Origin of the sequence: Gordonia sp. (in: high G+C Gram-positive bacteria) (genome assembly GCF_012515855.1) — a bacterium.
In the GTDB taxonomy this organism is placed as follows: domain Bacteria; phylum Actinomycetota; class Actinomycetes; order Mycobacteriales; family Mycobacteriaceae; genus Gordonia.
The window spans coordinates 1-17,422 of the sequence record NZ_JAAYXO010000140.1 but is presented as its reverse complement, the minus strand read 5'-3'; the positions used below and the strand labels follow the sequence as shown (position 1 = coordinate 17,422).

General features: G+C 67.9%; 16 protein-coding genes. 11 read left to right on the top strand and 5 right to left on the bottom strand.

What is annotated here, in order from left to right; genetic code table 11:
• Positions 1-11 precede the first annotated feature (11 nt).
• Entirely contained in the window at positions 12-1,268 is a 1,257-nt protein-coding gene (gene serS / locus GX543_RS10200) for a serine--tRNA ligase (protein ID WP_290851758.1), read from the bottom strand.
• 56 nt (positions 1,269-1,324) lie between these two features.
• Between serS and GX543_RS10195 the strand changes: the two genes are divergently transcribed.
• Positions 1,325-2,608: a septum formation family protein gene (locus tag GX543_RS10195; RefSeq protein ID WP_290851756.1), complete on the top strand. Its 1,284-nt coding sequence runs from the start codon at positions 1,325-1,327 to the stop codon at positions 2,606-2,608.
• Positions 2,609-2,610: 2 nt separating this feature from the next.
• Positions 2,611-2,961 carry a metallopeptidase family protein gene (locus GX543_RS10190; RefSeq protein ID WP_290851755.1) on the top strand — a complete coding sequence of 117 codons (351 nt, stop codon included), beginning with the start codon at positions 2,611-2,613 and terminating at the stop codon, positions 2,959-2,961.
• On the opposite strand, the gene GX543_RS10185 is transcribed toward GX543_RS10190, so the two are convergent.
• A complete protein-coding gene (locus tag GX543_RS10185; protein WP_290851754.1) occupies positions 2,958-3,650 on the bottom strand; it encodes a histidine phosphatase family protein in 693 nt (230 codons plus the stop codon). The genes GX543_RS10190 and GX543_RS10185 overlap by 4 nt on opposite strands.
• A gap of 2 nt (positions 3,651-3,652) precedes the next feature.
• Positions 3,653-4,615 (bottom strand): prephenate dehydratase, encoded by a 963-nt coding sequence (gene pheA, locus GX543_RS10180; protein WP_290851753.1) that lies wholly within the window; start codon positions 4,613-4,615, stop codon positions 3,653-3,655.
• 116 nt (positions 4,616-4,731) lie between these two features.
• Here pheA and GX543_RS10175 point away from each other — a divergent pair, with 116 nt between their 5' ends.
• A complete protein-coding gene (locus GX543_RS10175) occupies positions 4,732-5,508 on the top strand; it encodes a DUF2470 domain-containing protein (RefSeq protein ID WP_290851752.1) in 777 nt (258 codons plus the stop codon).
• A gap of 39 nt (positions 5,509-5,547) precedes the next feature.
• Entirely contained in the window at positions 5,548-6,369 is an 822-nt protein-coding gene (locus tag GX543_RS10170) for a CPBP family intramembrane glutamic endopeptidase (RefSeq protein WP_290851751.1), read from the top strand.
• Between the two features lie 431 nt (positions 6,370-6,800).
• Here the strand turns inward: GX543_RS10170 and GX543_RS10165 are convergent, their stop codons facing one another.
• Positions 6,801-8,378, bottom strand: coding sequence for a Rieske 2Fe-2S domain-containing protein (locus GX543_RS10165; protein ID WP_290851750.1), 1,578 nt, complete (start codon positions 8,376-8,378; stop codon positions 6,801-6,803).
• A gap of 118 nt (positions 8,379-8,496) precedes the next feature.
• The gene (locus GX543_RS10160) at positions 8,497-9,081 is read right to left on the bottom strand and encodes a TetR/AcrR family transcriptional regulator (RefSeq protein ID WP_290851749.1); all 585 of its coding nucleotides are present in this window, start codon (positions 9,079-9,081) and stop codon (positions 8,497-8,499) included.
• Between the two features lie 123 nt (positions 9,082-9,204).
• Here GX543_RS10160 and GX543_RS10155 point away from each other — a divergent pair, with 123 nt between their 5' ends.
• The 7 genes from GX543_RS10155 to GX543_RS10125 form a co-directional block, all read left to right on the top strand.
• Positions 9,205-10,347 (top strand): acyl-CoA dehydrogenase family protein, encoded by a 1,143-nt coding sequence (locus GX543_RS10155; RefSeq protein ID WP_290851748.1) that lies wholly within the window; start codon positions 9,205-9,207, stop codon positions 10,345-10,347.
• A 188-nt stretch (positions 10,348-10,535) separates the two neighbouring features.
• Positions 10,536-11,306 (top strand): 1-acyl-sn-glycerol-3-phosphate acyltransferase, encoded by a 771-nt coding sequence (locus GX543_RS10150; protein ID WP_290851747.1) that lies wholly within the window; start codon positions 10,536-10,538, stop codon positions 11,304-11,306.
• A 3-nt stretch (positions 11,307-11,309) separates the two neighbouring features.
• On the top strand, positions 11,310-12,086 hold the full coding sequence (locus tag GX543_RS10145) for a 1-acyl-sn-glycerol-3-phosphate acyltransferase (RefSeq protein ID WP_290851746.1): 777 nt from the start codon (positions 11,310-11,312) through the stop codon (positions 12,084-12,086).
• 7 nt (positions 12,087-12,093) lie between these two features.
• Complete coding sequence (locus GX543_RS10140) at positions 12,094-12,930, top strand: HAD family hydrolase (RefSeq protein WP_290851745.1); 837 nt, start codon at positions 12,094-12,096, stop codon at positions 12,928-12,930.
• A gap of 122 nt (positions 12,931-13,052) precedes the next feature.
• Positions 13,053-14,759, top strand: a complete 1,707-nt coding sequence (locus GX543_RS10135; RefSeq protein WP_290851744.1) for a SpoIID/LytB domain-containing protein — start codon at positions 13,053-13,055, stop codon at positions 14,757-14,759.
• 253 nt (positions 14,760-15,012) lie between these two features.
• On the top strand, positions 15,013-16,212 hold the full coding sequence (gene glf, locus GX543_RS10130; RefSeq protein WP_290851743.1) for a UDP-galactopyranose mutase: 1,200 nt from the start codon (positions 15,013-15,015) through the stop codon (positions 16,210-16,212).
• A partial coding sequence (locus GX543_RS10125; RefSeq protein WP_290851742.1) for a glycosyltransferase occupies positions 16,212-17,422 on the top strand: 1,211 nt, incomplete at its 3' end. The genes glf and GX543_RS10125, both read left to right, overlap by 1 nt.

Genomic DNA, 17,422 nt, shown 5'->3' with positions numbered 1-17,422 from the left:
CCGCTACGCGCCTACGACGGTGCCTGGATGTGCTCGACGCCGACGAAGCGGGCCAGCTCCTCCGGCAGCTTCACCGAGCCGTCGGGCTGCTGATGGTTCTCCAGGATCGCGACCAGCCAGCGGGTGGTCGCGAGCGTTCCGTTGAGGGTGGCCGCGGTCTGCGACTTCCCGTTCTCGTCGCGGTAGCGCACCGACAGGCGTCGCGCCTGGAACGTGGTGCAGTTGGACGTCGACGTGAGCTCGCGGTAGGTGTTCTGCGTCGGCACCCACGCTTCGCAGTCGAACTTGCGGGCCGCGGAGCTGCCGAGATCGCCGCCTGCGACGTCGATGACGCGGTACGGCACGTCGATCGCCGCGAGCATGTCCTTCTCCCAGTTGAGGAGGCGCTGGTGCTCGGCTTCGGCGTCTTCGGGTCGGCAGTAGACGAAGCCCTCCACCTTGTCGAACTGATGCACGCGGATGATGCCGCGGGTGTCCTTGCCGTACGAGCCGGCTTCGCGGCGGAAGCAGGTGGACCAGCCGGCATACCGCTTGGGTCCCTTGGAGAGGTCCAGGATCTCGTCGGAGTGGTACCCGGCCAGCGGGACCTCCGAGGTGCCGACGAGGTACAGGTCGTCGTCGTCGAGGTGGTAGATCTCGTCGCTGTGCGCGCCCAGGAAGCCGGTACCGGCCATCACCTCGGGCTTCACCAGCACCGGCGGGATCATCAGGGTGAACCCGTTGGCGGTGGCTTTGGCCGCGGCCATGTTGAGCAGACCCAGCTGCAGCATGGCTCCGAGACCGGTCAGGAAGTAGAACCGTGAACCCGACACCTTGACGCCGCGGGCCATGTCGATGAGGCCGAGGCTCTCGCCGAGCTCGAGGTGATCCTTCGGGTTCTCGATCTCGCGGGGCTCGCCGACGTGCTCCACGACGATGTAGTCGTCTTCGCCGCCCGCGGGCGCCTCCTCGATGATGTTCGAGATGGCACGGTGTGCTTCGGACGATGCGGCCTCGGCCGCGTTCTGCTTGGCGATGGCGGCCTTCACCTGCTCGGCGAGGGTCTTGCCCTTCGCGAGCAACTCGGCCTTCTCGTCGCCGGATGCTTTGCCGACGAGCTTGCCGAGCGCCTTCTGCTCGGCGCGCAGGGTCTCCGCTTCGGAGATGGCCGCGCGGCGCTCCACATCGGCGTCGAGCAACTGGTCGACGAGGCTGGGATCCTCGCCGCGAGCACGCTGCGAGGCACGGACGAGGTCGGGGTTCTCACGCACGATCTTCAGGTCGATCACACGTTGAACCCTACTCGGAGCACATCCGGCGTAGCGACCAGGCATGATGGATTGCGATGACTTCGAAGCGTGATCAACCGATGCACCAGGACCGTGGGGACGACGAGGCACAGCCTCTCGCCGACGGTGATGCAGACGTGTGGGGGCCCGTCAACGATGTCGCAGAGGGCGACGAGGAGACGGTGACGCTCCGCGAAAGCACTGAATCAGCCGCTGGGACAGGCGGATACGATCTGCCGCCGGACGACGCCGACGACGCGGACCCGGCGGCGAGCAAGCCCGAGCGGATGGCGAAGAACGCGCTCCGGATGGTCCTCGCAGCGATCCTGATCGGTGGCGTCGCCGCGGGCGGCGTCCTGTTCGCGACCGGCGGGTTCGACGATCTCGGCGAGGTCGGCTCGTCGGTGATCGGCGACAACGCCGTGGAGCAGAACGATTTCACGCGGTCGGAGGCGGGCGACTGCCTCACCTGGACCGCCGATGCGCCCGGTGACCCGGTGACCGTCGACTGCACGTCCGCGCACCGATTCGAGGTGTCCGGGGTGATCGACACCGCGAGCTTCCCGACGGCCGAGTTCGCGTCCACCGCACCGTGGCCCGGTGTCGAACGGTTCGCCGAGATCCGGGACGAGAACTGTTCAGTGATGGCCTCGCGGTACCTCGGCGGCGGCCTCGATCCGCAGGGGCGTTTCGCTCCGGGCCTGATGTTCCCGTCGCGGGCGGAGTGGGAGCGCGGTGTGCGCAGCCTGCGCTGCGGCATCGAGCAGCCCGGCGCCGGCGGTGTCCAGGAGGAGTTCAAGGGCCGAGTGCGCGACATCGACCAGTCGTTCACCTGGCCCGACGGCGCCTGCATCGGTATCGACGCCGCCACCCGCAAGGCCACCGGGGTCGTGGTGAACTGCGCCGAACCGCACGCCTTCCAGGTCACCGGCAGCGTCGACCTCTCGCAGCGTTTCGGCGGTCGGAACTCGGGCAAGCCGTGGCCCAGTGTCAACGATCAGAACGAGTACCTGCGCGGCATCTGCCCGACGCACACCAACCGATTCTTCGGTGGCGCCAAGAAGTTCAAGGACACCACCCTCAACGTGCAGTGGTCGGTGCTCTCGGAGGTCAGCTGGCTCACCGGAAGCCGCCGCGTGTTCTGTTACGTGGCACTGCCGAATCGGGGCGGGTTCGCCACCCTGCTCGGAGACGCCCGCGACGACGCGCTGCTGATCAACGGCAAGGTCCCGACCCCGGCCGACGAGGGCCCGCCCGGCCGCTCGGTCGGCGAGCCGGTGCCGCTGCCGCCCGGCTACACCCCTGACGATGCTGAACATCCTGCTCCCGGTGGAGGCTGATCTTGCCTATCAAGATGTCCGAGAAGGACTTCGAGAATCTCGTCGGTGACGCGCTCGACCTCCTTCCGGACGAGCTGATGCACGCGATGTCGAACGTCGTGATCCTGGTGCGTCCGCACAACGAGGACGACCCCACCCTCCTCGGGCTGTACACCGGGGTCGCGCTGACCCAGCGCACCACCGAGTACGCGGGATTCCTGCCGGACACGATCGAGATCTATCGCGACTCACTGCAGGCGATGTGCCACACCGAGGAGCAGTTGCGGCGCGAGGTCGCGATCACCGTCCTGCACGAGGTGGGCCATCACTTCGGCATCGACGACAAGTGGCTCCACGACAACGGGTGGGGCTAACCCATCGGGTCGACGTCGTCTCGAGCCGTCTCGTCCGGATCTTCGATGCTCGCGACCTCGGCCGCGTCGGGGTCGGGCAGTTCAGCGTCGCCCCAGCTTTGCAGGACCCAGAGACCGTTGCGGTACTCGAGTTCGACGCTTCCGGTGTTCGGCAGGTAGTTCTTCATCGCGAACTCGGCATCGAGCTTGGCCAGATGCGCGGCGATCAGTCGGATCGCGGCGCCGTGCGACACCAGGTAGACGTCCCGGGCGTCGGGGCCGGCCAGGTACTTCGCGGCGACGTCGTCGACCACCGGCAGGTAACGGTCGTGCAGCATCTCCAGTGACTCGCCGCCGGGCAGGCGGGCGTCCAGATCGCCCTTGTGCCACGCGACCACCGTCTTGTGGAACTGCTCGTGCGCGTCCCGATCCGAGCGATCCTCGAGCTCGCCGACCTGGATCTCGTGGATGCCTTCGACGGTCTCGTTGGCCGACTCCCACACCGAACCGATGAGGTCGGCGGTCTGTCGCGCGCGGTTGGCGACCGAGTTGATCAGCACCGCGGAGTCGGCCACCTGATGCTCCAGCCCGAAGCGAACGCCCTGGCGGGCACCGAAGTCGGTCAGCGACGCGCCCGGCAGTGCGGTGTCGAGTCGCTTGAGGACGTTCGACGTCGTCTCGCCGTGCCGGACCAGATGCAGCCTTGCCATGTCTACAGAACTCCCTGAAGCAGATCGTCGAACCACGCTTGTGAGTCGGCATGGTCGGGTGGGGCGGCGGCAGCGGCCACCGCGAGTTGCGGATCGATGGGCCACGAGCCGAGGAAGACCACGCGCTCGGCCGACCGGTGCAGGGCGCGCAGGGCTTCGCCGATGGCGTCGTCCCGGACGTGGCCGCGGGCGTCGAGGTAGAAGCGGTACTGGCCTGCGCTCCGGGCGGGTGCTCCGTCGGCCCGACTGTCGGCTCCGCGGGGCCGCGACTCGATGCGGGTGAGGTCGATCCCGCGCATGGCGAACTCGTTCATCGCGGCCACCAGGCTGCCCGGGGTGTTGGGGAGGTCGAGGATCACCGAGGTTCGGTCGGCGCCGGTCGGCTCGCCGGGTGCGCCGGGCTTGCCGACGAGGAGGAAGCGGGTGACGGCGTCGTCGGAGTCGACCACTCCCTCGGCCAACGTGACCAGCCCGTGCAGGGCGGTGGCCGCCGACGTGGTGACGGCGGCGTCGGCGCGGCCCTGGGCGACGTCCTCGGCGGCACCGGAGTTCGATGTCGCGATGACGACCTGCGCGTTCGGGTACAGCTGCTCGATGCTGCGTCGAACCTGGCCCGCCGCGACCGGGTAGGCGGCGACGGTCCGCACCTGATCGGCGGCGAGATCCTGCGCGGCGGCGATGGTGAAGGCGATGTCGAGGGCCACCTCGGCGTAGGCCTGGACCGGGCCGCGGTCGGCGCGCGGCGCCAGCGCGTCCATGGTCGCGGGGACCGCGCCCTCCAATGAACTCTCGATCGGCACGCAGCCGAAGTCGGCGTCGCCGTTGCGGACCATCTCGATGACGGCCGGCGGATTGCTGACCGCGATCTTGGTGGCGGTGTGCTCCTCGCCGCGGCGACGCAGCAGTGCGTCGAGGGCCATTTCAGTGAACGTGCCGGCGGGACCGAAGTATGCGTAAACAGCCACCGTTTCACAGTAGTCGAGACCGATCGGCCCCGCCGTTGACGTGAGCACTCATCCGGTTTAGGTTAGGTACGTCTTACTTAGGATGCACTAACTTGAATACTACTTCGGAGGTGGCAGTGAGCACGATCCTCGCCCCGTGCGATGCCGAGCTGATTCAGACGGCGTGCCGTCGGGCTCGCGGCGGAACCCTGTCCGTGAGCGCGCCCCAGGGCGTCGGTGGCGGCGATCGGCATGGCGCCGACTGCGATCCGGTGACGACGGTGCATCTGTTCGAGAGCGACGTCTTTCTCCTGATTCCGGACTCGACGCCGGCGTTGGACCTGCTCCGATCGGGCGTCGACGGGGTCACGGCGATGGTCGAGGTCATCGACTGTGCACCCGTCGACCTGCGTGAACCGGTGCGATCGTTGATCTGGCTGTCGGGGGCGCTGCACGAGGTACCGGCCCGGCTCGAGCGCGAACTCGCCGTCGAGATCTCGGGCGACCACCCCGACGAGCAGCTGCTCGACGTGGGGCACGGTCGCAGCCTGGTGCGGATGGCGCTCGATTCGGCCGTGCTGGTGACCCCGGCGGGTGCGGGCGGCGTGGACGTCGACGCCATCGCCACGGCGCAGCCCGATCTGTTCTGGGAGTTCGAAGCCGACTGGCTGGTCCACCTCGAAAGCGATCACCAGGATCTGATGCACCAGTTGTCGTATCGGTTGCCCGAGCATCTGCGGGGCGGCCGTGTGCGGCCGCTCCGTCTGGATCGTTTCGGCATCACGTTCCGCGTGGAGATCGGCAACTGCGACGAAGACGTGCGGATTCCGTTCGCGCGCCCGGTCTCGCGCATTCCCGAGCTGTCGGCGGCGATTCACTCGCTGGCGCTCGATCCCTGCTTCGGCCACGACTGACCTCGTCGAGCGTTCGCGTCGACGGCTACCGTTGGATGCGTGACTTCTGAGACGGGTGGTGTCCGCGGACTGGTCCGTTCGCTGATCCATCCGCCGGACTCGCAGATCGAGCGCATCGCGAACCCGCGCGAGCGGCGTGCGATCGTCGTCGAACTCCTGATCGTCGGGATCCTCACGTTCGGCTTCTCCGCGGTCTACGCGGTCCTGTCGCTGCTGGAGAATGCGTTGACCACCGGGATCGGCGACGCCACCGTGGCGCTCAACCCGGTGGCCTCGTCGGTGGTCGCCATCGACGTGGTGCGTCAGGTGATGAGCGCGGTCCGGTTGCTCGCGATCGGCGGGCTGGGGGCGTACCTCCTGTGGCGCAGTGGCGTCGGGCTGCGCCGGATCGGTCTCGGGCGACCGTCGCGGGCGGATCTGTCGCCGTCGCTGCTGTTGGCGGCGATCATCGGTCTTCCCGGACTCGCCCTGGTGGCCGTGTCGCAGGCGATGGGCTGGAACTCCGATCTGATCGCGGCGCCGTCGGACAGTCTGTGGTGGCGCATCCCCGTGCTCGCGCTGAAATCTTTCGGCAACGGCTTCGCGGAGGAAGTGGTGGTGGTCGGGTATTTCATGACCCGGCTGCGGCAGCTGGGCCTGGGCTCGGGGGCCACGCTGTGGTCGTCGGCCCTGCTCCGTGGCGGCTATCACCTGTATCAGGGGGTCGGCGCAGGCCTGGGCAATCTAGTGATGGGGCTGGTGTACGGCCGCTGGTATCAAGCCACCAATCGCCTCTGGCCGCTGGTGTTCGCGCACGCCTTGATCGACACCGTTGCGTTCGTCGGCTACGCGGTGCTGGTCCAGACGGGCGTGATCGGCTGACCCCGGACGCGGACGGGTGTGCAGAAGGTAAAGCGCGGCGCAGGTCTGGTGATGAATCATCACCAGACCGCGCCGCGCTTTGCGATCCGAGCAGCTCCCTCCCAAGAGCCCCGATTCCACCCGGATCGGGTGTGGTCGCGTCGGGCGTAAACGCCCCGCAAACCCCACTCAACGTAGCACGATGACAATGACTATTGCGCGGGTCAGATCCTGAAACAGGTCAGCCGACCGGAAAATCCGGCACGCATTTCGACCGTCGAATCGCCTGCCTCTCAACGGCACTGGTGGAGAACGGGGAGGTCAGGGGCTTGGTGGAACCGGTCGGTCGGAAGTCGATGCGCTGCCGGGTCTCCCGATTCTGCCGTCGAAAAACGTGTCAGTGCCCGTTGGCTGCGTGTCACGGTAACCAGTCATTCGACCGACACGTGTGCCTACGAATCGAGGCGCTCGGCCCGCAACTCGTGTCCCTTCGAGGTGAGGCAGCGACCGCTCGCCAGATCCCACTGCCACCCGTGGAGGTTACAGGTGAGCTTCTCGCCCTCGATGACACCGAACTTGCTGAGGTCGGCCTTGAGGTGCGGGCAGCGACGCTGGATCTCCCAGCCGTCGAGTTCGATCGACGCGGAATCATCGTGCGCCTCGGAGAACCAGCCGTCGGCGTACGCGATGCGCTCGTCGGTGAGGCACTTGAAGAAGGTGTAGAGGTACTCGTTGTAGCCGCCGATGCGCCAGGTGGTGAACCGCGTCGACAGGAAGATCGTGTTCACCCAGTCCGGCTCGTCGTCGCGCAGCACGGTGTGCACCAACTCCGCGGGGATGCGGAAACCGTAGCGGTACTTGCCGTCGCCGTCCTGCCGCATGCGGACGGTTCGTGCCGGGAAGTCCAGGACGTACGTGTCCTCGCCCACCAGCAGGCCCACCGGGTAGCCGATGCCGTCGCAGATCAGATCGGACTGCTTCATGATCGGCTCGAACTTCTCGCGGAGCGGCTCCAGCAGCGAGGGGCCCTCGGCCGGGGCCCAGGTGGCCTTCTCGGCGGCGATGATCGGCGCGAACTTCTCCTTCATCGACTCCAGGTAGGCCTTCTTGTTCTCGCCGAACACGTTCTCCGGCGGGTACGGGTGCTCGACGCCGTCGAGGACGTCGCCGGTGAAGGTGGCCGCGGAACCGGAGACCATCATCAGGCCGCGGTGCTTGACGCCGTCGTCGGTGCCGTGGGTGCGCATCTGCTCCAGGAACTCGGCCTGGTCGGGGAAGATGCTCGCCTTGTCGGAGTCGCTGCCGGTGTTGAAGTCGTTCAGCGCGAAGAGGTCGTCGTCCAGGAACATCGGCGGCCCGGCCGAAGGGACCACCCAGGTGGCGCCGACCTGCTCGATGTACGAGCGCGCCCGGTCCATGCCGCGCTGGCGCTTCTGGATGGCGAAGTTGGCCTTCGACTTCCGCGGGATGTCGTAGACCATCGGGTACCAGATGGCACCGGAGTACTGCAGCAGGTGGACGTCCACGCGGCCGAACTGCTCGGTGATCACGTCGAGGTCGATCGGGCGGGCGTCGTTCATGTTGAAGCAGACGGTCTCGCCGTCGTCGACGATCAAGCCGGAGTCGCCGATGGGGCCGTCGGCCGGGGCGCGCAACGCCATGATCATGATGTCGAGGCTGCCCTTGGGGCCCGACACGGTGTGCTTGACCGAATCGTCGGTCTCGACGAACTTGTGGAAGCCGAGGCGCTCGAGGTCGTGGCGCAGGTCCGGAACCGGGTAGTCCGGGAGAAGGACGGTTGCGTCCTTGTTCACGTTGTCGAGCAGGTTCCGCTCGTCGTAATGGTCGCGGTGCAGGTGCGAGACGTACAGGTAGTCGCAGTCGCCGAGCGCCTTCCAGTCCAACTCGGTGTTGTCCGGGAAGGGGATCCACGACGCGAAGTACGCCGGGTTGACCCAGGGGTCGCAGAGGATGGACCCGGCCGCGGTCTGGATGTGGAATCCGGCGTGGCCGATGCTGGTGATCTGCACGGAGCTGAGCCTTTCGAAGAGGGTGCTGCTCTGACAGGGTATCGCCGCCGACCGCCCGCGGGCCTATCCGTGGAGTCGAAAGTCCCCGCACCGGGCGTCGAATGCGACGAGCGACACGTCAGACGGTGATGCCGGCGGTCAGAATCGCCGCGAGTTCCCGATATGCGCCCGCGTCGTCGAGGCCCGTCGCGGCGCGGACGTCGCCCTGCTGGATCCGCACCATGGTCGATGCCGCGAGGTCGGCGGCGAACACCGCGTGCACCTTCCGGAACTCGCCCGCGGCCACCCCGGCGTCGATCAACTCGCGGACGCGGCGCGCGGCGATCGCGGTGTTCTGCTGGTACACCTCGCGGGCCGGCGGGAAGGCGGCGAGGTCGGTGAGGAACTGCGGCGACGCGGCCGACAAGGTGTCACCGACCGCCGCGAGGTAGGTGGTGATCTGTGTGCGGGGTGTGGGAGCGGCGGCCACGGCGGCCTCGACGTCGGCGGTCGCGCGACGGAAGAAGTGGACGGTGGCGGCGCGCACCAGGTCGCCTTTGCTGGCGGCGAGGGTGTAGAGCGTCGACTTGGAGCAGCGCAGACGTGCGGCGATCGCGTCGAGCGTGAACTGGGCGAAGCCTTCGGCCAGGAACATCGCGAGCAGTTCGTCGAACAATTGCGAGCGCCGCTGCGTGGCGAAGTCGGAGTCGATCGGCGCGGGCATGTTCTGCATCGTACTGCGCGACAGTACTGGAGTCACTCTTGTAGTACTGCTACGCCGGCAGTACTCTGACCCTAGTTTCAGTACTGCCCGCCCGTCACTGCTCACCGCCGCGAGGAGATCGCCGTGCCCGTCAACCGTCTGCTGCCCACCGACGAAGCCCACGCGCTCATCGAGCTCACCCGAGACATCTGCGACAAGGTTCTCGCGCCGATCGTCGACGAGCACGAGAAGCAGGAGAAGTATCCGGAGGGCGTCTTCGCGCAGCTCGGTGAGGCCGGTCTGCTGAGCCTGCCGTACCCGGAGGAGTGGGGCGGCGGCGCTCAGCCGTACGAGGTGTACCTGCAGGTGCTCGAGGAGATCGCGGCACGCTGGGCGGCTGTCGGCGTCGCGGTGAGCGTCCACAGCCTGGCGTGCCACCCGCTGTTCACTTTCGGTACCCGCGAGCAGCAGGAGCGGTGGCTGCCGGAGATGCTCGGCGGTTCCACCATCGGCGCGTACTCGCTGTCGGAGCCGCAGGCGGGATCGGACGCGGCGGCCCTGGCCTGCCGGGCGAAGCCGGTCGACGACGGCTACCGCGTCACCGGCGAGAAGGCGTGGATCACGCACGGCGGCGTCGCCGACTTCTACAACCTCTTCGCGCGGACTGGCGAGGGATCGAAGGGCATCTCGTGCTTCCTGGTCCCGGACGGCACCGAAGGGCTGACCTTCGGCCGTCCCGAGGAGAAGATGGGCCTGGCCGCGGTCCCGACCACCGCCGCTCGGTACGACAACGCCTTCGTCCCGGCCGACCGTCGCATCGGCGCCGAGGGGCAGGGCCTGCAGATCGCGTTCAGTGCGCTGGACTCGGGGCGCCTCGGCATCGCCGCGGTGGCGACCGGAATCGCGCAGGCCGCGCTGGATCAGGCCGTCGCCTACGCCAAGGAGCGCCAGACCTTCGGTCGGGCGATCATCGACCACCAGGGCCTCGGCTTCCTGCTGGCCGACATGGCGGCCGCCGTCGACTCGGCGCGCGCCACCTACCTCGACGCCGCGCGACGCCGCGACGCCGGCCTGCCGTACTCGCGCAACGCTTCGGTGGCCAAGCTGGTCGCCACCGACGCGGCGATGAAGGTGACCACCGACGCCGTTCAGGTGTTCGGCGGCAACGGCTACACCCGAGACTTCCCGGTGGAGCGGTTGATGCGCGAAGCCAAGATCACGCAGATCTTCGAGGGCACCAACCAGATTCAGCGGCTGGTGATCAGCCGGTCGCTGGCCGCCGAATAGCAGCGTCGTCCCCGGTGGAGGGGTTCCGGGGCTGCTCGGGGAGAGCCGCCTTCCCCTGTTGGTCGAGTGCCGGCGAACGGAGTGAGTCGGTTCATCGAGACCGCCGCGGGCACGGTGCTCGAATAGCGCGGGTGGGCGGACACCCGGTCCGAGGTGCGATGTCGGCGGCAGTGACTAAGCTCGTCGGCATGGAACCCGTGTATTCCGGAGTCATCTCGACCGCCCGCATGCTCTGGCTCGCCCAGGGCCTGAAGTTCGACATCTCGGGGGTGGAGAACGTGCCCGCCGATGGACCGGGCGTGGTCGCGTTCAATCACACCGGGTACCTCGACTTCACCTTCGCGGGCATCCCCGCGTACCTGCAGGGGCGTCGCTATGTGCGGTTCATGGCGAAGAAGGAGGTCTTCGACAATCCGATCGGCGGCCCCATCATGCGATCGCTGAAGCACATCTCGGTCGATCGTGCGGACGGTGCGCAGAGCTACCGTGATGCCGTCGACTACCTCAAGCGCGGCGAGCTGGTCGGCGTGTACCCGGAAGCCACCATCAGCCGCAGCTTCGAGTTGAAGGGCTTCAAGAGCGGTGCCGCGCGCATGGCGTTGGAATCGGGTGCGCCGCTGATCCCGACGATCGTGTGGGGCGCGCAGCGCATCTGGACCAAGGGGCATCCGCGCAGCATGGGCCGCAACGGCTACAAGATCATGGTCGGCGTCGCCGAGCCGATCGCGCCCGAGGGCACGCCGGAACAGCTGACCGCGCGGTTGCACGAGTCGATGCGCGCCAAGCTCACCGAGCTCCAGGACGCCTACGGCCCGTACCCGGCAGGTGAGTACTGGGTGCCCGCTGCGCGCGGCGGCGGGGCTCCGACCCTCGAGGAGGCCGACGCGATGGACGCCGCCGACGCCGAAGCGAAGGCCGCCAAGCGGGCGGCCCGCGAAGAATCCGACGACTCCGCCTGAGTCATGGAGCCGGTCTATCGGGTGCTCGAGGGGCTCGCGACGTCGATTCTGACGACGCAGGGCGTCCGGCAGCATCGCTTTGGACTCGAGAACCTCCCCGAGTCCGGTGGCGGCGTGATCGCGGTGAACCACACGAGCTACGTCGACTTCATGCCGCTCGGGCTGGCCTTGCGGGAGCGTCGTCGTCGTGCGCGCTTCCTGGTGAAGTCGGAGCTGATGGACATCGCGATCATGCGGTACCTGGTGAAGCACGCCCGGGCGGTGCCGGTCGACCGGACGGCGGGCGGCGAGGCCTATCGCCGCGCGGTGGACGCGCTGCGTGCGGGCGAGTTGATCGCGGTGTACCCGGAGTCGACCATCAGCCGCAGCTTTGAACTCAAGGAGTTCAAGTCCGGCGCGGTTCGGATGGCCGCCGAGGCCCAGGTCCCGGTGATTCCGACGATCATCTGGGGGTCGCACCGGCAGTGGAGCAAGGGCGTCGTCCGGCGGATGGGCCGACACCGGATTCCGATCCACATCGAGTTCGGGCCGCCCCTGAGGTTTCCAGCGGACGGCGACGCGGACAGCGAGATCCATCAGCTGCACGACGTGATGGACGCGCTCCTGCGCCGCGTGCAGGAGCGGTACGACGACGCGCCCGCCGGCGCCGACTGGGTGCCGAGTCGGCTCGGCGGCGGGGCGCCGACCAAGGCGGAGGCCCTGGTGATCGAAGACGCCGAGGCGGCGGAGAAGGCCGCCCGCCGCGCGGCAAAGAACAATGCCGAGAAGAAACGAGAGTAGACCGCCCATGACATTCGAGTTCGGCCCGCCGTCGATGATCGCATCCGATGTCGACGGCACGCTGATCGACGACGAGAACCGCATCACCGAACGCACGGTCGCGGTGCTGGAGAGGGCGCGCGCCGCGGGCGTCGAACTGGTTCTCGCGACCGGTCGACCGCCGCGGTGGATCCCGGAGATCGCCGAGCAGCTGGCCGAGACCGGCGCCGCGATCCGGTACGCGGTGTGCGCCAACGGCGCGATCGTCTACGACGTCCTCGCCGACCGGGTGGCTCACGTCGAGGCGCTGCAGCCCGCGGAGCTGATGAAGATCGCCGACGTCTGCCAGGAACTGCTGCCGGGGTGCGGGGTTGCGGCCGAGCGCGCAGGGGCCTCGGCGTACGACGCCGCGACCATGCCCTTCGTGGCGACGCCCGGTTACCAGCACGCCTGGTTGAATCCCGACCACGTGTATGTCAGCGCGGCCGAGGTGACGAGCGAGCCTGCGGTCAAGATGCTGGCGCGCATGCCCGAGATGTCGTCGCGCGCGATGGCGGAGATCGTCACACCGCACCTCGGGGACGTCGCCGAGGCGACCTTCTCGATTGACACCGGACTGGTGGAGTTCTCGGTGCCCGGCATTCACAAGGCCTCGGGCCTGCAGTGGCTGGCCGGTGAGCGGGACGTCGACGCCACGTCGCCGATCGCGTTCGGCGACATGCCCAACGACATCGAGATGCTCCGCTGGGCGGCGCGCGGCGTGGCGATGGGCCACGGTGATCCCGCTGCTCTCGCCGCGGCTGACGAGGTGGCGGCCTCGAACCTCGACGACGGCGTGGCGCAGGTACTCGAACGCTGGTTCTAGAAGTGTGACGCGGTTGTGACCGTGGGAAGTTGTCGCGCCTCGAGTTCAGTCACTACAGTCACAGAAGTCCCACTAGTCACATGAACCACAACCGGTGTGGTTCTGCCCAAAGGGGTTTTGCAGTGCCGAATGTTCGACCGAGCCGAGCCAAGAAGCGAACTCTCACTTTCGCCGCGTTGGGTCTTGCGCCCGCACTTCTTGCGGGTGGCCTGGTCGTCGGAGGCACCGAGGTGTTCTCGTCCGACGGCGTCACGTTGGCGGCGAGTGCACCGATCACCCTGAGCGGTCACGGTCACGGTCACGGGCGTGGCATGGGCCAGTGGGGTGCCTACGGCTACGCGAAGCAGGGCTGGTCCGCGGACCGGATCCTGAAGCACTTCTATGGCAATACAACCGCGGGGAAGGTGAGCACTCCCGAGGTGACGGTCTCGCTCAGCGAGAAGTCGTCGGCGAGTGTTCATGCGGATGCCGGAATGCGCGTAGGCAACGAGAAGGTCGCTCCCGGGCAGGCGGTCAGCCTGTCCGGGAACACGGCCACCATCACCAGCGGCTGCGGCGGCGCCGTGGTGAAGACGGTGCAGGCGAACCAGGTCGACCCGATCGCCGACGGACCCAACCGCCCGGCCAATGAACTCCTGACTTTCTGCAGCGGCGGAGACAAGTACCGCGGCTCCATCACCACCGGATCCGGTGGTGTTCTCAACAAGCTGCACGTCGACGACTACGTCAAGGGCGTGATCCCCAAGGAATCGGTGCCGTCGTGGGCCGATTCCGGCGGCTTCGAGGCGCTGAAGGCGCAGGCCGTGGCCGCGCGGTCATACGTCGTCTCGGGACTGGCCAGCGGCCGCAAGATGGACAACACACAGCAGTCGCAGATGTACCACGGCGCGTCCGGAGAGGACCCGCGCACCAGTCGGGCCGCCGACGCCACGGCAGGCCAGATCCGGCTGCTGAACGGCAAGCCTGCGCTGACCGAGTTCTCGGCGTCGACCGGCGGCTACACCGCGGGCGGCCTGTTCCCGGCAGTGCGCGACGCCGGTGACTCGATCGCGCCGGCGCACTCGTGGAGCGCGACGGTCAGCGCGGCGAGCATCGGGTCGGCGTTCGGCGTCGGGGAATTGAAGAGCTTCGACGTGATCGAGGCCAACGGTCTCGGCGAGGGCAGCGGCCGCGTGCTGAAGGTCCGCGTCGTCGGAAGCGGCGGCACGGTGGAGGCCACCGGCGACGAGGCGCGCACCAAGCTGCAGCTGAAGTCCGACTGGTTCGCCGTCAACGGCCAGAAGTCGATGCCGAAGATCACCCGTCCGCAGGTCGGCGCCGACGCGCCGGGCGGAGGTCTCCTGGACCTGAGCCCGCTGACCTCGGCCCTCAGTGAGATCGTGCCGGGCCTCTCGGCCGTCGGCATTCCCGACATCGCCGGGCTCACCGGACAGATCGGCCCCATGATCGAGAAGCTGCTGGCCGAGGGCACCCGAGCGCTGGCCGCCAAGCGGGTGGTCGTGGAGGGCAAGCCGAGCGCGAACTCGCAGGGTTCGCTGGGCACGGTCTCCGACGACAAGCCGAGCGCCAATTCGCAGGGTTCGCTGGGCACCGTCTCCGACGACAAGCCGAGCGCCAATTCGCAGGGATCGACGGGCACCGTCGCCAAGCCGGAGCTCCTGACCGACGGCAAGGGCATGCCCGGCCTGGTCCAGGTGATCGAGAACGGCATCCTGTACTTCAGTCCCGCCACCGGAGCCCACGCCCTGATGGGTCAGGCGCTGACCGACTTCCTGGCCGCAGGCGGCCTGCAGAAGCGAGGCTTCCCGACCGCTGACGGCCTCAACTGACGCTCGCTAACGGGACGAAACGTACAAAACGTAGTCGGTCGGCGGTGGGGTTTCGGGTGAGCTCTCCGCAGCGACGAGCCGATAGGCGAGGAGCGAGGACTGTCGAACCCGAAACCCCACCGCCGACCGACGTCGGACTGCACCCCGGTACTGCCCGAGACCGCACCCAGACCCCGCCCACTCGACGAATCTCACAGCGGGGGAGCACCGTGCTGCGGAATTACACAGGATCCGTCCGATAGGCTGAGCAGTCGTGACGAAGAACAGCGCATACGACCTCATCGTGGTCGGTTCGGGCTTCTACGGCCTGACCGTCGCCGAGCGGGCGGCAACGCAGCTCGGCAAGCGAGTGCTCGTCGTCGAACGACGTGATCATATCGGTGGCAACGCGTACTCGGAGGCGGAGCCAGAGACCGGTATCGAGGTTCACAAGTACGGAGCCCACCTCTTCCACACCTCGAACGAGCGCGTGTGGGAGTACGTCAATCAGTTCACCGATTTCACCGGCTATCAGCACCGGGTGTTCGCGATGCACGACGGCCAGGCCTACCAGTTCCCGATGGGGCTGGGCCTGGTGTCGCAGTTCTTCGGTCGGTACTTCACCCCGGACGAGGCGCGCGCGTTGATCGCGGAGCAGGCTGCCGAGGTCGAGACCGGCGCGGCGGCGAACTTCGAGGAGAAGGCGATCAGCCTGATCGGGCGGCCGCTGTACGAGGCGTTCATCAAGCACTACACCGCCAAGCAGTGGGAGACCGACCCGAAGAACCTGCCCGCGGGCAACATCACGCGGCTGCCGGTGCGATACAACTTCGACAACCGCTACTTCAGCGACACCTACGAGGGTCTGCCGGTGGCGGGCTACACGGCCTGGCTGGAGAACATGGCGGCCGACGAGCGTATCGAGGTCCGGCTCGGTACCGACTGGTTCGATGTCCGTGACGAGATCCGCGCCGCGAGCCCGGACGCGCCGGTGGTCTACACCGGACCGTTGGACCGCTACTTCGACTACTCGGCGGGCAGGCTCGGGTGGCGCACCCTCGACTTCGAGCTCGAGGTGCTGCCGACCGGTGACTTCCAGGGCACCCCGGTGATGAACTACAACGACGCCGACGTCCCGTACACCCGCATCCACGAGTTCCGCCACTTCCATCCGGAGCGGAAGACCTACCCGTCGGACAAGACGGTGATCATGCGCGAGTTCGGCCGGTTCGCCAAGGCCGACGACGAGCCCTACTACCCGATCAACACCCCGGACGACCGCGAGATGCTCGGCGCGTACCGGGAACTGGCGGCGGCCGAGGCGGCGTCGTCGAAGGTGCTGTTCGGCGGACGGCTGGGCACGTACCAGTACCTGGACATGCACATGGCGATCGCGAGTGCGCTGACCATGTTCGACAACACGCTGGCGCCGCACCTGCGCGACGGTGCGCCGCTGGCCGAGGGAGACAATTGATGACACAGGCACAACCGACCAAGGCCGTCACCCTGCTGCAGCGGGTGATCTTCCCGCGTCCGGGTGAGCCCCTGGACGTGCGGTCGTTGTACCTGGTGGAGTCCGAGAGCAACGCCGCGCGAGCGCACGCCTCCGACGACCGCACCAGCGTCGGCCTGGGCCCGGACGCCCAGGTCAGCTTTGCGACCTACTTCAACGCCTTCGCGGCGTCGTACTGGCGTCGATGGAGCGTGCTCGAGTCGGTGGTCCTGCGCGTGGAGGTCCGCGGCACCGCACGCGTCGACCTGTACCGCTCCAAGATCGACGGTTCGCGCATCGCGATCGGCGGCGGCCTGGTGGAGCGCGCCGGCGACGAGGGCGGCGAGGGCGGCGACACCCGCGTCTTCGAGTTCGAGACCGACCTGGGTCCCTTCGAGGACGGCGGCTGGATCTGGTTCGACGTCACGACCGACACCGACACCGAGATCGTGTCGGCGGGCTGGTACGCGCCGATCGAGCCCGCCACCGAGCGCGAGGGCCGCGTCACGGTCGGCATTCCGACCTTCAACCGCCCCGGCGACGCCGTCGCCGCGCTGGCCGCGCTGACCTCCGACCCGATGGTCGACGGCGTCATCGACGCGGTGCTGATGCCCGACCAGGGCACCAAGAACGTGGTGGACGAGACCGGATACACCGAGGCCGCCGAGCGGCTGGGCGACCGCCTGCACCTGTTCGACCAGGGCAACCTCGGCGGATCGGGCGGCTACGCGCGCATCATGTACGAGGCGCTGCGCCTCACCGACAGCCCGTACATCCTGTACATGGACGACGACATCATGATCGAGCCCGACTCGATTCTGCGCGCGCTGGCGATGTCGCGGTTCGCGAAGTCGCCGATGCTGGTGGGCGGTCAGATGCTGAACCTGCAGGACCGCAGCCATCTGCACTGCATGGGCGAGGTGATCGATCGCCACCGGTTCATGTGGACCGCGGCGCCGTTCGTCGAGTACGACCACGACTTCTCGAAGTACCCGCTCAGCGACCGGGACAACTCCAAGAACCTGCACCGACGGATCGACGTCGAAGGCAACGGCTGGTGGATGTGCATGATCCCGCGCGAGGTCGCCGAGACCATCGGTCTGCCGATGCCGCTGTTCATCAAGTGGGACGACTGGGAGTTCGCCCTCCGCGCCGAGCGCGCCGGGTACCCGACCGCCACCGTCCCGGGTAT

Coding starts and splice junctions, on each gene's coding strand:
- GX543_RS10160 (WP_290851749.1), bottom strand. CDS start 9,081: ATGCCCGCGCCGATCGACTCCGACTTCGCCACGCAGCGGCGCTCGCAA.
- GX543_RS10140 (WP_290851745.1), top strand. CDS start 12,094: ATGACATTCGAGTTCGGCCCGCCGTCGATGATCGCATCCGATGTCGAC.
- GX543_RS10185 (WP_290851754.1), bottom strand. CDS start 3,650: ATGGCAAGGCTGCATCTGGTCCGGCACGGCGAGACGACGTCGAACGTC.
- GX543_RS10195 (WP_290851756.1), top strand. CDS start 1,325: ATGACTTCGAAGCGTGATCAACCGATGCACCAGGACCGTGGGGACGAC.
- GX543_RS10145 (WP_290851746.1), top strand. CDS start 11,310: ATGGAGCCGGTCTATCGGGTGCTCGAGGGGCTCGCGACGTCGATTCTG.
- GX543_RS10150 (WP_290851747.1), top strand. CDS start 10,536: ATGGAACCCGTGTATTCCGGAGTCATCTCGACCGCCCGCATGCTCTGG.